Origin of the sequence: Dactylosporangium sp. NPDC051541 (assembly GCF_044454505.1) — a bacterium.
Lineage (GTDB): Bacteria > Actinomycetota > Actinomycetes > Mycobacteriales > Micromonosporaceae > Dactylosporangium.
On sequence record NZ_JBITDU010000009.1, the window covers coordinates 269,654 to 282,406 of the forward strand.

Below are 12,753 nucleotides of genomic sequence, written 5' to 3' on the forward strand. Positions count from 1 at the left end.
CCGTGTCTGGAACATCGTTTCATGTCAAGCCGCCGAACCACCGGTGTCGTAGCCGCGCACGAACGCCTGCGTGGTCAGCATGACCAGGCGGGCACCGGCCACGGCGGCGGCCTCGGCGGTCAGCTCCGGGCGGGCGCAGGCGACCCGGCCGCCGTCGCGGACGAACCACCAGTCCTCCTTCAGGTCGCCGGTCACGAAGACGACCCAGGGGGCGGCGCGGCGGCGGGCCTCGTCGAGGACCTGCAGCCAGATGAGGTAGTCGCCCTCCGGGTTGGCCTTCTCGGCGTCCATGTATCCGGGCGGGAGGCCGGCCGCGACCCGGCGGCGGGCCTCGGCCTGCGCGGCGGCGAGCTCGTCGTCGGGCAGGGCCGCGCCGACCCTGCCGTCCAGCAGGGTCTGGAACCGGTGCAGGATCGCGTCGTCGTCGGCCAGGCCGTGCCGGGAGCGCAGCCCCTCGACCGCCGTCGCGAGCGGGGTCAGGGCGTCGGTGACCAGGTCCTGCAGGGCGTCACGGGCGGCCGGGTCGAGGCCGGTGCGGAAGGCCAGGTAGCGGATGCGGCCGAGGAGGTCCGGTTCGAGCAGGTCGCGATAGTCGGCGACGGTGTCCAGGACCTGTTCGTAGGCGGCGGCGTGATCGGCGCTGACCGTGAACCGGTTCGCGTGGAACTCGAGCGCGGCCTGGTGCGGGACGAACCCGCGGTCGCCGAGGCACTCGATCGCGGCGAACAGGACCGCGCGGGCGTCGGGAGCGAAGCGGTACGCGCTGAGCAGGACGTTGGAGTCGAGGGCCACCAGGCCGGTGCGCAGCGCGGTGGCGATGTCGGTGTCGGCGGGCGGCAGGTAGTGACCGAACTGGTCGCTGAATCCCAGAGGCACATCGACGGATGGTAGATACTGGCGCGATGTTCGTCATCGACGCGGGCTCGGCGGTGCCGCCCTACGAGCAGCTGCGCCTGCAGGTGGCCGCGCGGATCCGGGACCGCTCGCTCGCGGTCGGGGCCCGGCTGCCGACCATCCGCAGCCTCGCCGCCGACCTCGGGCTGGCCGTCAACACCGTGGCCCGGGCCTACCGCGAGCTGGAGGACGCCGGGCTGATCGAGACCCGCGGCCGGGCCGGGTCCTACGTGACCGCGGCCGGGCAGGCGGCGCTGGAGCGGGTGCGGCGGGCGGCCGAGGACTACGCGGCGGTGGTGGCCGCCTCCGGGATCGAGACCGAGGAGGGTCTGCGCATCGCGGAGGCGGCACTCACCCAGAAGCGTTAGGAGACGATCGCCATCGACGGGAGCAGCAGCTTCACCTGGATAGCGGCGGCCGACGGCTCCATGGCGCTGAACATGAACGCCAGCAGGGCGTCGGTGCCGACCCAGGCGCAGATCGACAGCACCACGCCGCTCGAGTCGGTCTTCTGGCACTCGGCCTTGCCGCCGAGCTTGCCCGAGTCGACTGCGGTCTTGTCGCTGCCGGCCCCGCCGAGCTCCTTGAACGCGCCGTCGAAGAAGTCCTTGAGCTGCTTGTCCGGGCCGCCGACGCTGAACGCCGAGCCGGTGCCGCCCCACACGATGACGATGTGCGAGGTCTTGGCGCTGTCCTGATACTGCGCCGCGAACGGGTTCTTGATGCCCGCGTCCGACAGCTGCTTGCTCATGTCCTTGGCCTGGTCCTGGTTCGCCTGCTTCTTCCAGGTGCTGATGGTGGCCGGAGCGGTGAGCGTGACCTTCGGGCCCGCCGGAGCGCCTGTGGTCTTGGTGGCGCCCGCCGAGGCGGCGGCCTGCGGGCCGGCGGTGGTGGTGGTCGTGGTCGGCTTGTCGTCCTCGTCGCTGGAGCTGGTGACGTACCAGACCGCGCCGGCGCCGCCGCACAGGACGAGCACCAGGCCGCCGATGATCAGGCCGAGGGTCAGCCCGTTGCCCTTCTTCGGCGGCGGCGCGTAGGCCGGCTGGGCCCCGTAGCCCGGCTGGGCCTGACCGTAGGGGTCCTGGCTGTAGCCGGGCTGCGCCGACACGGGCTGGCCGTAGCCCGGCTGGGCCGAGACCGGCTGGGCGTAGGGGTCCTGGCCGTAGCCCGGCTGCTGACCGTATGAAGGCTGCTGCTGGCCGTACCCCTGGTCGTATGACGGCTGCTGCGGCTGGCCGTAGCCCTGGTCATAGGACGGCGGCGGCTGCTGTTGCTGGCCGTAACCCTGGTCGTACGAAGGCTGCTGGGGCTGGCCGTACGACGGTGGTTGCTGTCCGTAAGGAGGTTGCTGACCGTACTGCGGCTGCTGGCCATACGGGTCATAGTTCGGCTGGGGTGCATACGGGTCAGACATGAGAGCTCCTCGGCACGAGGGAAGACCCGGGGGAGCATAGCCGCTCTTCGCTACGCGTGGTGTCTGATACCGGGCGATCCGCATCACCCGTGAACGCTCAGTTTCGCTCCGTGACGGCCGATCGTCTTACCTGTGTGGCGCGCGGCGGTCCGGCCCCTGATCCACGCGCGGGACCGCGTGGCGGCTACTCGGGCGGTGGCGTACTTCCTGATGGCCGGCGGCTCGGTCGTCGGCGCGTGCGCGCTGCTGGTACCCGGCTTCGCCGGCGGCACCACCATCGGGATGCTGATCACGGAGGCGGTGGCCGGGGCCATGGTGGCGGCCGGGGCGCTGTGCCGGGTCGCACCCGAGCGGGTGCCGGAGCCGTTCTGGGTGATTGTGCCGTTTTTGGCGGTACTGCTCATCGGTGGCCTGAACCTCACGACGCGGGACGTGACCGTCAGCGCCCATCTGTACTTCCTGTGGCCACTGCTCTACGCCGCGACGTTCGTCCGCCGCGACTTCATGTACCTCCTGCTGGCCGCGGCGAGCGTGACCGACGCCGCGGTGACCTTCGCCATCGCGCCCGACGCCCGGTCCGCCACCGACATCGCCGCGCTGGTCAGCGCCTACACCGTGTCGACGGTCGTGGTGTCGAAGCTGCGGGGCCGGTCCGAGGCATTGGTGACCCGACTGGAGGAGCAGGCGCTCACCGACCCGCTCACCGGGGTGTCGAACCGCCGCGGCTTCGACCTCGAACTGACCCACGCCTTCCGCGGCGACGCGGCCGAGCGGTGCCTGCTCATCATCGACGTCGACCACTTCAAGACCATCAACGACACCTGGGGCCACGGTGTCGGCGACGCCGTCCTCGTCCGGGTGGCGGCGGCGCTGCGGGCCGCGGCCCGGCCCGGCGACAGCCCGGCCCGGCTCGGCGGGGACGAGTTCGCGATGCTGGTCGCCGGCGACGAGGAGCGCGCCCGCGCGGTGGCCGCGCAGGTGCGGGCGGCCGTCGCCGCGTCCTCGGATCTGCCGGACGGGCTGCCGACCCTGAGCATCGGGCTGGCCTCGACCGCGGACCTCGCCGAGCCCGACGCGGAGGCGCTGCTCGCGGCGGCCGACCGGGCGCTCTACGACGCCAAGACGCGCGGACGCGACCGGGTGTCCTCGGCGCGGGGTGAGCGGCGGCCGGCGGAGCCGCGGCCGGACAACGGCCGGCACCGAGCAGAAAGTCTGAGAAAAGGCTGAAATTTCTCGGTTTTTGATTACGCAAAGTAGCGCTGGGTAAACATAGGGTGACTGCTGTCGAGAGACCAACGGGGGTTTCACCCAATGCCTGCCAGCACAAGCAAACGGCGCCTGCCGATTGCGGTTGGGGCCGCTAGCTTCCTCGCCGTGCTCACCGCCGGTGTCATCAACGTCACCAGCGCCGACGCCCAGACCGTGAACGGCGGGGCGCGCGCGGCCGAGACGACGACACCAGACCCGGACCTGAGCGCCTGGACGACGAATTACCCGGGCGCGCCGACAACGCCGCCGTGCCCCACCGACACCTTCGGCAACCCGGGCCAGCCCGGCCAGCCGGGTCAGCCGGGTCAGCCGGGTCAGACGGGTCAGACGGGCCAGCCCGTCATCATCCCGCCGACCGGGGCCCAGCCGAGCGCCTCCGTGATCATCCCGCCGGACATGTTCGGCACGCCGACCGGTGCGGCCACCATCCCGCCGCCGATCCAGCCGACCATCGAGGCGCGGCGGGCGGACCCGACGCCGACCGACCAGTTCGGCAACCCGGTCCCGGCGCCGACCGACACCTTCGCGCCGCCGCTGCCCGCGGACACCATGAGCCCGACGCCGATGCCGACCGACACGTTCGGCAACCCGATGCCGCAGCCGACGGACACGTTCGCGCCGCCGCTGCCGACGGACACCGCCACCGCGACACCGCAGCCGACGGACACGTTCGGCAACCCGGTCCCGCAGCCGACCGACACCGCGGGCGCGACACCGACGCCGAGCTGCACGACCCCGGCGCCGCAGCCGACGGACACGTTCGGCAACCCGATCCCGCAGCCGACCGACACGACGGGTGCGACACCGACGCCGACCGGCACCACCGGCCCGACGCCGATGCCGACCGACACGTTCGGCAACCCGATGCCGCAGCCGACGGACACGCTCAACCCGGCGCCGATGCCGACCGACATCAACGGCAACCCGATCCCGGGGCCGACGGTGTCCGGCGACACGTTCGGCACCCAGCCGGCGCCGATGCCGTCGATCACCTACACCGAACGCGGCCGCTGATCACAGGCCGTGAGCAAGGGGCGGGTCCGGTGAGCGGGCCCGCCCTCCGCGTTCGCTGATATTGTCACGCGATGTTGACGGGTACGGCCGATCAGGACGACACGACCGCACCTGCCACCAAGGGCAGGATCGTGACGCAACGGCGGAGCGCGGAGACCAGCGAGGAATCGGACAGCATCGCCGAGACCACCGAGACCGGGGCCGACGGGCCCCGGAGCGCCGGCACCGGGCGCCGGGCGGATCTGCTTTCGCTCGGCAGCTACCTGCTGGGCGCGCTGTTCATCGTGTCGCCGCTGCTGGCGCACTACGGCAAGCGGATGCCGATCTCACCCGGTGACCGGGCCCAGGCCGAATACTTCCTCGCCTGGGCGGCCCGCGCGATCTCGCACGGTGAGAATCCGTTCCTCATCACGCAGTACAACGTCCCGTTCGGCGTCAACGGCATGGCCAACACGTCGGTGCTCGCCTTCGGGCTCCCGCTGTCGCCGATCACGCTGCTGTTCGGCCCGCAGGTCACCTTCGACCTGCTGATCGTCCTCGGCATCGCCGGCACCGCGGCCGCCTGGTACTGGCTGCTCTCCCGCCACCTGGTCACCAGCCGCACCGCCGCGTGGGTCGGCGGACTGGTCGGCGGGTTCGCGCCGACGGTCGCCTCGCACGCCAGCTACCACACGAATCTCGTCGCGCAATTTCTAGTACCACTGCTGGCTTGGCGCGTGTTCAAAATGCTCGAAGGGCGCCCCGTGCGCAACGGGCTCATCCTCGCCGCCCTGGTCGTCTATCAGGTCTTCATCAACGAGGAGACGCTGTTCCTGGCCGCGCTCGGGGTCGGTCTGGTGCTGGTGCTCTACGGGGTACAGCGCCGTGACCGGGTGCGGGCCGCGATCCGGCCGCTCGCCGCCGGCCTGGGGGTGACCGCGGGCACGTCGCTGGTGGCCCTCGCCTACCCGCTGTGGTTCCAGTTCTTCGGGCCGATGAGCTACAACGGCGGCGAGGAGTACATGACCACGTTCCGCATGGACGTGCTCGGCCTCACCTCCTACGGCAGCAACAGCGTGGCCGAGCGGCTGCGCCGGTTCGGGGAGCCACCGTCGCCGCTCGGTGCGGAGGAGCACGGCTTCCTCGGCTGGGGCCTGGTGCTGCTGCTGACCGCCCTGGTCATCTGGCAGTGGCGCAGCGTACTGATCCGCTGCCTGGCCATCACCGGCATCGTCTTCCAGGTGCTCGCCTGGGGCAACCCGCTGCAGTTCCAGGGCCGCGACACCGACGTCCCGGGCCCGTTCGCGCTGCTGGAGCACCTGCCGCTGTTCGACACGCTCCTACCGACCCGGCTCGGCGAGGTGACCAACTGGGCGGCCGTGCCCATCCTGGCTCTCGGCCTGCAGCGCCTGATCGACCTCAAGGTCGCCGACGTGCGCGCGAAGCGGCTGTTCCTGATCACCGCGCTCGCGGCCGCGCTGGTGCCGGCGGCGCCGATGCCGATCAAGGTCGTCAACCGCACGCCCATTCCGACATTCGTCTCATCCGGGGCATGGCAGCAGTACGTGGGCCCCGACCAGTCGGTCCTGATCGTCCCGTCGCCGGACTGGAGCTTCCCCACGGCGATCTTCTGGGCCAACGCGACAAATGCCGACATGCCGGTTTCGCATGGGTACTTCCTGGGGCCCGCCGACGGCGTCGACGGCCACCACGCTTTCGTCGGCCCGGTGCCGCGCCCGACGGACAAACTGTTCACCGCCGCCACCTACACCGGCACGGCGCCCGCCGTCACGGAGGCCGACCGGGTGCAGGCCCGGGCCGACCTCGAGTACTGGCACACGTCGCTGATCCTGGCCCCGGCCGAGCCGAAGTGGGCGGCCGTGCGCACGACCCTGACCGACCTTTTCGGACCCGGCGAGTTCACCGGCGGTCTCTGGCTGTGGGACACACGTAACATCGAGTGATGGCGATCGAGAACGCTCGCGTGTGAGACGTGTGCTGGCGGTGCCGGCCGCCCGGACCTACCTGTTCGGACAGGCCGTGTCGCTGCTCGGCGACTCGACCCTCTGGCTGGCCACCAGCGTGTGGGTCAAGACGCTCACCGGCAGCAACGCCGCGGCCGGGCTGGTGTTCTTCTGCTTCACGGCACCGGCCCTGCTCGGCCCGGTGGCCGGGGCGCTGGTCGACCGGTTCCCCCGCCGCCCCCTGCTGATCTGGGCCAACGCGGGCGCCGCGGCCGCCGTCCTGCCGCTGCTGGCGGTGGACGGCCCGGGCCGGGTGTGGCTGGTGTACCTCTCGATGGCGCTCTGCGGCACGGCGTACACCCTGCTCGCCCCGGCCCAGTCCGCCCTGCTGGTCTCGATCGTCCCCGGCGAGCTGCTCGCCGACGCCAACGGACTGCTGCGCACCGCCCAGGAGACCCTCCGCCTGGTCGGCCCGCTGCTCGGGGCCGGCCTGTTCGTGCTGGCCGGCCCGAAGGTGGCCGTCCTCATCGACGCCGCCAGTTACGCGGTGCCGATCGTCTGCCTGCTCAAGCTGAAGGTCACCGAGCGCCGGGCCCAGCCGATCGCCGGTGAGGGCGGCGGCCTGCGGTTCATCGCCCGCTCCCCCCGCCTGCGCCCGGTGGTGCTGGCGGCCGCGTGCGCGCTGTGCGTGTTCGGGTTCAGCGAGACGACCGTGTTCGCGGTGGCCGGGCAGGGCCTGCACCGCTCCCCCGCGTTCGTCGGCGTGCTCGCGGCCGTGCAGGGCGCGGGGGCGCTGTTCGGCGGCCCGAGCGCGGCCCCCCTCGCCCGAAGGCTCGGCGAGGCGCGGTTGATGGCGACGGGCATGCTGTTCGGCGCGGCCGGTGCGCTGTTACAGGCGGTGCCGGCCCATGCGGCGGTACTGCCCGGTGCCGCACTGTTCGGCATCAGCCTGCCGTGGCTGGCGGTCGGGTTCACCACCCGCCTGCAGCGCGCGACGCCGGACCGGCTGCAGGGCCGGGTCTTCGCGGCCGCCACCATGGCCGTGACCGTGCCGCAGACCGGGTCGATCGCGCTCGGGGCCGCGCTGATCGCGGGCGCCGGCTATCAGGTGCTGCTGGTGACGATCGCGCTGGTCCTCGTGCTGTGCGCGGTCTACCTCTTCGCTCAGCGGGCCGAGCGCTCCACGGCCGCCCGCACGCCGTCGAGCACCATCCGCAGCCCGCGCTCGAAGTTCTCGTCGCTGCCGGGGTTGCCGGTCACCCGGACGCTGGCGTTGATCAGGGGGTATGCCTCCAGGAAGCGGAGCACCTCGGCCACGTCCAAGTCGGCCTCGGGCTCGCCGGCCCGCAACCACTCGGCCTGCTCGTCGAGCGTGAAGCCCGACACGTAGTTGCCGATCGCGATCATCGCCACCATCGCGTCGGCTGGGCTGAGGCCCGCTCCGCAGAGCACCCGCAGCTGCCGCTCGACGTTGTTGAGCTGCACCACCTGGGGCCGGGTCACGGCGGCCAGCATGGCGCCGTCGCGGTAGCGGGTGAAGCCGGCGCGCATCTCCCGGGCCCGCTGCGCGATCCACTCGTCCCACGCCTCGCCGGGCGCGAGGGCATCGGTGACCAGGGTCTGCGCGGCGATCGTCTCGGCCAGCTGGTCGAGCAGCTCCTGCTTGTTCTTGAAGTGCCAGTAGAGCGCCGGGGCCTGCACGCCGAGCCGCCCGGCCAGCTTCCGCAGCGACAGCCCCTCCAGGCCGACCTCCTGCAGCAGCTCCATCGCGGCCTTGATCACCTGTTCCCGGTCCAGCGGCACCTTGACAGGGTACTCCTTAACGACGTTAAATCCTTAACGGTGTTAAGGGGGTTGTGATGATCGAAACCATTGGACTGATCAAGCGGTTCGGCGGCCGCCCTGCACTCGACGGCGTCGACCTGGACGTGCCGGCCGGCACGGTGTGCGGCCTGCTCGGCCCCAACGGGGCGGGCAAGACCACGGTGGTGCGCATCCTCGCGACGCTGCTGCGCCCGGACGGCGGCCAGGCCCGGGTGGCCGGCCACGACGTGGTGCGGGAGGCCGCCCAGGCCCGCCGCGAGCTCGGACTGGCCGGGCAATACGCGGCCGTCGACGAGGTGCTCACCGGGCGCACCAACCTGGTCCTCTTCGGCCGGCTCCACCGCCTCTCCGCGCGCCGGGCCCGGCGGCGGGCCGACGAGCTGCTGGAGCGTTTCCGGCTCACCGCGGCCGCCGACCGGCCGGTGCGGACCTACTCCGGTGGCATGCGCCGCCGGCTCGACCTGGCCGCCAGCCTGATCGTCGCCCCGGCCGTGCTGTTCCTCGACGAGCCGACGACCGGCATCGACCCCGGCACCCGCCTCGAGATCTGGGACATCATCGCCAAGCTCGCCCGCGCGGGGACCACCGTGCTGCTGACCACGCAATACCTCGACGAGGCCGACCGCCTGGCCGACCAGATCGTGGTCCTGGACCGGGGCCGGGTCGCGGCCGCCGGGCCACCCCTGGCGCTCAAACGCTCCATCGGCGGCGCCCGCGTCGACGTCGTCCTGCACGATCCGGCCTGGGCCGCCGAAGCCGCCGCCATCATGGGCGGCGACGTCACCGTCACCGGCGCCCGCCTCTCGGTCACCTCCGACGCCCTCGTCCGCATCGCCACCGAGCTGGCCGCGGCCTCCATCGAGTTCGACGACATCGCACTGCGCCGGCCCACCCTCGACGAGGTCTTCCTGCACCTGACCGGGAGCACGCCATGATCGCCGACACCTACGTGATCGCCGGCCGGAGCTTCTCCCGGCTGCGGCGGGAGCCGGGCGAGCTGCTCGGCTTCCTGGTCTTCCCGATCATCATGATCGTCCTGTTCGCCTATGTCTTCGGCAGCGCCATCACCCTGCCCGGCGGCGGCGACTACAGCTCCTTCCTGATGCCCGGCATCTTCATGCAGACCATGGCCCTGACCGCCGTCCAGGCCGCGATCCGCACCAGCAATGACATGACCCAGGGCATCATCGACCGCTTCCGCTCGATGCCGATCGCCCGCGCGGCCGTCCTCACCGGCACCAACCTGGCCGAGCTCCTGCTGCGCCTGCTGGGCCTGGCCGGCATGGCCGCCTGCGCCCTGCTCCTGACCGACTGGTCCCCGCACCGCGGCGCGGTGGCCACGGCCGCCGGCTTCGCCCTGCTGGGCCTGTTCGGCCTGGCGATGATCTGGGTCGGCACCTTCATCGGCCTGTCCGTGTCCAGCCCCACCATCGCCGACCAGGCCACCTTCTCCTGGCTGTTCCCGATGACGTTCCTGGCCAACACGTTCGTCCCCAGCCAGGGCCTCCCACCCTGGCTACGCCCCATCGCCGACTGGAACCCGATGAGCGCCACGGTGGCCGCCGCCCGCGCCCTGTTCGGCAACCCCTCCCCCACCGCCACCGACACCGCCTGGCCCCTGCGGCACGCCGAGCTGACCTCCCTCACCTGGTCGCTGGGGCTCCTGCTGCTCTTCGTCCCACTGGCCGTCCTGCGCTACCGGAAGGCCTCCCCGCGCTGACCCGAACCGACTCTCCACAACGCGTGGCGTCGGCGGGGACCGCAATGCGCCGGGGCGCCCGTCAAGAAGAGCCGTCGGCGTCGGCGATGATGTCGGCGTGGAGTATGTGTCCAGGGTGCCCGGTCCACCGCTGGACGGCCTGATCGATGACCTCTACTACCTGGACGGCACCCCGCCGTACTCCCGGTTGATGCTGCCGGCGGCGCCCGCGCCATTGCTCATCGTCAACCTCGGGGCGCCGTTCCTCATCCGCGCCGGCACCGACGCGGACGCCGTGGAATACGCCGACGGCTGCGCGGTCACCACACCCACCCGTGCGTGGGAGTTCAGCTACCCGACCCCGACCCGGTCCGTCGGCGTCCACTGCCGGCCGTGGGGCCTGGCACCGTTCCTGCCGATGCCCGCGGCCGAGTTGTGCGACCGACCGGCGACGGTCGAGCGGATCTGGGGCCGGCCCGCCGTCGCCGCGCTGCGACACCGGCTGACCGCGGCGGACGGACCGCACGACATGCTGACGCTGCTCGAGGAGGAGCTCGTGCGACGGCTGCGGGTGATCGACGGCCTCGACCTGGTCCGCCGGATGAGCAGCGCCGTCGCCGCGACCGGCGGGACGGTGCCGATCAGCGACATCGGCGTGGCGGCCCGCGCCAGCAGCACATACCTGGCGAAGCGGTTCAAGGCCGTCGTCGGTGTCACCCCGAAACGGCTGGCTCGCAGCTACCGCTTCACCGCCACCGTGCTGGCGCTCGACGTCGCCGCACCGATCGACTGGGGCGAGGTCGCCGCCGGCGCGGGCTACTTCGACCAGGCCCACTTCGTGCGCGAGTTCCGGGAGTTCACCGGCCTCACACCGACCCGCTACGCCGAAGTCCGGCGGCGATTCCGGCGCGAGAATCCCGGCCACGTCCTGGACGGCTGGCCGCTCCCGGCCGATTGATTTCGTACAAGAGCGACAGCTCACGCCGCACCAGACTTGGGACTCCAAACAGAGGAGGAGTCCATGGGCAACGTGGTCATGAACGCGTCGGTTTCGGTGGACGGCTTCATCGCGGCCGACAACGACGATCCCGGTCCGATCTTCGAGTGGCTGATCAGCGGTGACGTACCGCTGGACGACGGTGGCGTGCTGCGGGTGTCGCGGGCGTCGTTCGACTACGTCCGGCCGTACTGGGACGAGATCGGGGTGACCATCGCCGGCCGGCACGCCTTCGACATCACCGACGGCTGGGACGGCAAGCCCCCGAGCGGCATCGACCACGTGGTCGTGGTGAGTCACCGGCCGGCGCCCGAGGGCTGGGACCACCAGGCGCCGTTCCACTTCGTCGACGGCATCGAGACGGCCGTGGCCAAGGCGCGGGAGCTCGCGGGTGACCGCGTCGTCGAGGTCGCCGCGGGCGACGTCGGCGGGCAGATGCTGGCCGCGGGCCTGGTCGACGAGGTACGCATGGACGTCGCACCCGTGGTGCTCGGGTCCGGCAAGCGCTACTTCGGCTCCGTCGACGCCCAGCACCTGCTGGACGGCCCGGACGCGGTTGTCCAGGGCCGCCGGGTGCTGCACCTGCGCTATCGGGTGCGCCGTTGACCGTCCGGGCGGACACGCGAAAAGGGCCGACCATCTCTATCGCCGGCCCCCGAATCGTCACCACCGAAGTACCTGGAGAAGAGCGATTCTTCGTGGAGATCACGTCAAGAAAAATGGGTAGTGTGCTTGATCTTCGAGTTTGAGATAATTGATTCATGCGGGGGCAGATGAGCCTATTCGGCAAAAGCGAAACGGCGACGATGCGTGATCGGACCCGGTCGCGGAAATACAGCCCGATGGTGGAAGCGTTTCGCCGTGTGCATCGGGAACAACGCGACTGGGGACTTGAACAACGCCACGCCGCCAAGCTTCGCCGGATCTATGGCGACAACGTGCCGGTGACCAAGGAGGAATGGCTCCAGGCCCGGGCGGCCCGGCTTGCGCAGGCCGTCGAGGCGCAGGCCGTCGAGGCGCAGGCCGTTGAGGCGCAGGCCGTCAAGCCGTCGGAGCAGGCCGTCGAGGCGATGGTCGTCGAGGCGCAGGAGCAGGGCGAAGTGCTCATGCCGGCTCCGACGCTTGATGTCGATGTGGTTGCGGATGCCTGCGCCGCTGAGCCGGAATTTGTTGAGCGGACCGGCCCGGTGCGTCATGGGCCGCTGCGGTCGGCGCGTCCGGTTGTTCGCCGGGTGTCGCGCTCGTGGGCGGTCAGGTGCGGCAGGTGCCGGTTGGAGGGGCACCGCGTTGTGGGCTCGGCCGATGGTAACTACCGGATAGCGTGGTCCGGACCGTAGTTTGGGTGCGGTTTGTTGGTTGCGGTTCGTCTGTCGGTGCTCGGTCCGTCGTGGTCATTTTTCGGTGGGCGCTATTCGTGGCGCCTTCGGCGGGGGAATGATTTCGGTTGGTGGTTGTCATACGGTGGTCGTGAGCACCTCATTGCCCCGATGGGCAACCAAACCGCGGTCGCGCCCACACTTACCTCGGCTTTCCCCATCGGCCGAGAGCCAGATGCGGTGCCTCTCAAACCGGCCCGACTTTCGTGCATCAGCTGTGGATTGCCGCTTCATGCGCCGCGCCGCCGTGCACCGCGCCGCCGTGCACCGCGTCGGGCACGCGGGGTGGCGGGGTTGGGGCGGGGCGGGGCGGTCGTAGGGGC

The 12,753-nt window shown here is 71.4% G+C and carries 12 protein-coding genes and 1 pseudogene; 10 read left to right on the plus strand and 3 right to left on the minus strand.

Features of this window, described 5'->3' with window-relative positions; genetic code table 11:
- Window positions 1-24: 24 nt before the first annotated feature.
- The gene (locus ACIA8L_RS35475; RefSeq protein WP_395911398.1) at window positions 25-876 is read right to left on the minus strand and encodes a PIN-like domain-containing protein; all 852 of its coding nucleotides are present in this window, start codon (window positions 874-876) and stop codon (window positions 25-27) included.
- Between the two features lie 26 nt (window positions 877-902).
- Here ACIA8L_RS35475 and ACIA8L_RS35480 point away from each other — a divergent pair, with 26 nt between their 5' ends.
- The gene (locus ACIA8L_RS35480) at window positions 903-1,262 is read left to right on the plus strand and encodes a GntR family transcriptional regulator (protein WP_395911401.1); all 360 of its coding nucleotides are present in this window, start codon (window positions 903-905) and stop codon (window positions 1,260-1,262) included.
- Here the strand turns inward: ACIA8L_RS35480 and ACIA8L_RS35485 are convergent.
- Window positions 1,259-2,308 carry a hypothetical protein gene (locus ACIA8L_RS35485; RefSeq protein ID WP_395911404.1) on the minus strand — a complete coding sequence of 350 codons (1,050 nt, stop codon included), beginning with the start codon at window positions 2,306-2,308 and terminating at the stop codon, window positions 1,259-1,261. The two genes, ACIA8L_RS35480 and ACIA8L_RS35485, sit on opposite strands and share 4 nt — an antisense overlap.
- 195 nt (window positions 2,309-2,503) lie before the next feature.
- Here ACIA8L_RS35485 and ACIA8L_RS35490 point away from each other — a divergent pair, with 195 nt between their 5' ends.
- From ACIA8L_RS35490 to ACIA8L_RS35505, 4 genes and pseudogenes are all read left to right on the plus strand, one after another.
- Window positions 2,504-3,535, plus strand: a complete 1,032-nt coding sequence (locus ACIA8L_RS35490; protein ID WP_395911407.1) for a GGDEF domain-containing protein — start codon at window positions 2,504-2,506, stop codon at window positions 3,533-3,535.
- Between the two features lie 147 nt (window positions 3,536-3,682).
- Window positions 3,683-4,591, plus strand: a complete 909-nt coding sequence (locus tag ACIA8L_RS35495; RefSeq protein WP_395911409.1) for a hypothetical protein — start codon at window positions 3,683-3,685, stop codon at window positions 4,589-4,591.
- Between the two features lie 71 nt (window positions 4,592-4,662).
- On the plus strand, window positions 4,663-6,534 hold the full coding sequence (locus tag ACIA8L_RS35500; RefSeq protein WP_395911410.1) for a hypothetical protein: 1,872 nt from the start codon (window positions 4,663-4,665) through the stop codon (window positions 6,532-6,534).
- Between the two features lie 40 nt (window positions 6,535-6,574).
- Window positions 6,575-7,717, plus strand: a pseudogene (locus tag ACIA8L_RS35505) (MFS transporter); the annotation flags it as partial.
- Here the strand turns inward: ACIA8L_RS35505 and ACIA8L_RS35510 are convergent.
- Complete coding sequence (locus ACIA8L_RS35510) at window positions 7,699-8,301, minus strand: TetR/AcrR family transcriptional regulator C-terminal domain-containing protein (RefSeq protein WP_395911751.1); 603 nt, start codon at window positions 8,299-8,301, stop codon at window positions 7,699-7,701. The pseudogene ACIA8L_RS35505 and the gene ACIA8L_RS35510 overlap by 19 nt on opposite strands.
- A gap of 92 nt (window positions 8,302-8,393) precedes the next feature.
- Between ACIA8L_RS35510 and ACIA8L_RS35515 the strand changes: the two genes are divergently transcribed.
- From ACIA8L_RS35515 to ACIA8L_RS35535, 5 genes are all read left to right on the plus strand, one after another.
- The gene (locus tag ACIA8L_RS35515; protein WP_395911412.1) at window positions 8,394-9,293 is read left to right on the plus strand and encodes an ATP-binding cassette domain-containing protein; all 900 of its coding nucleotides are present in this window, start codon (window positions 8,394-8,396) and stop codon (window positions 9,291-9,293) included.
- Window positions 9,290-10,078 carry an ABC transporter permease gene (locus tag ACIA8L_RS35520; protein ID WP_395911414.1) on the plus strand — a complete coding sequence of 263 codons (789 nt, stop codon included), beginning with the start codon at window positions 9,290-9,292 and terminating at the stop codon, window positions 10,076-10,078. Before ACIA8L_RS35515 ends, ACIA8L_RS35520 begins: the two co-directional genes overlap by 4 nt.
- A 97-nt stretch (window positions 10,079-10,175) precedes the next feature.
- Window positions 10,176-11,015: a helix-turn-helix domain-containing protein gene (locus ACIA8L_RS35525; RefSeq protein WP_395911416.1), complete on the plus strand. Its 840-nt coding sequence runs from the start codon at window positions 10,176-10,178 to the stop codon at window positions 11,013-11,015.
- Window positions 11,016-11,078: 63 nt separating this feature from the next.
- Complete coding sequence (locus ACIA8L_RS35530; RefSeq protein ID WP_395911417.1) at window positions 11,079-11,660, plus strand: dihydrofolate reductase family protein; 582 nt, start codon at window positions 11,079-11,081, stop codon at window positions 11,658-11,660.
- A gap of 155 nt (window positions 11,661-11,815) precedes the next feature.
- Window positions 11,816-12,391, plus strand: a complete 576-nt coding sequence (locus ACIA8L_RS35535; protein WP_395911419.1) for a hypothetical protein — start codon at window positions 11,816-11,818, stop codon at window positions 12,389-12,391.
- The last annotated feature ends 362 nt before the right edge of the window (window positions 12,392-12,753 follow it).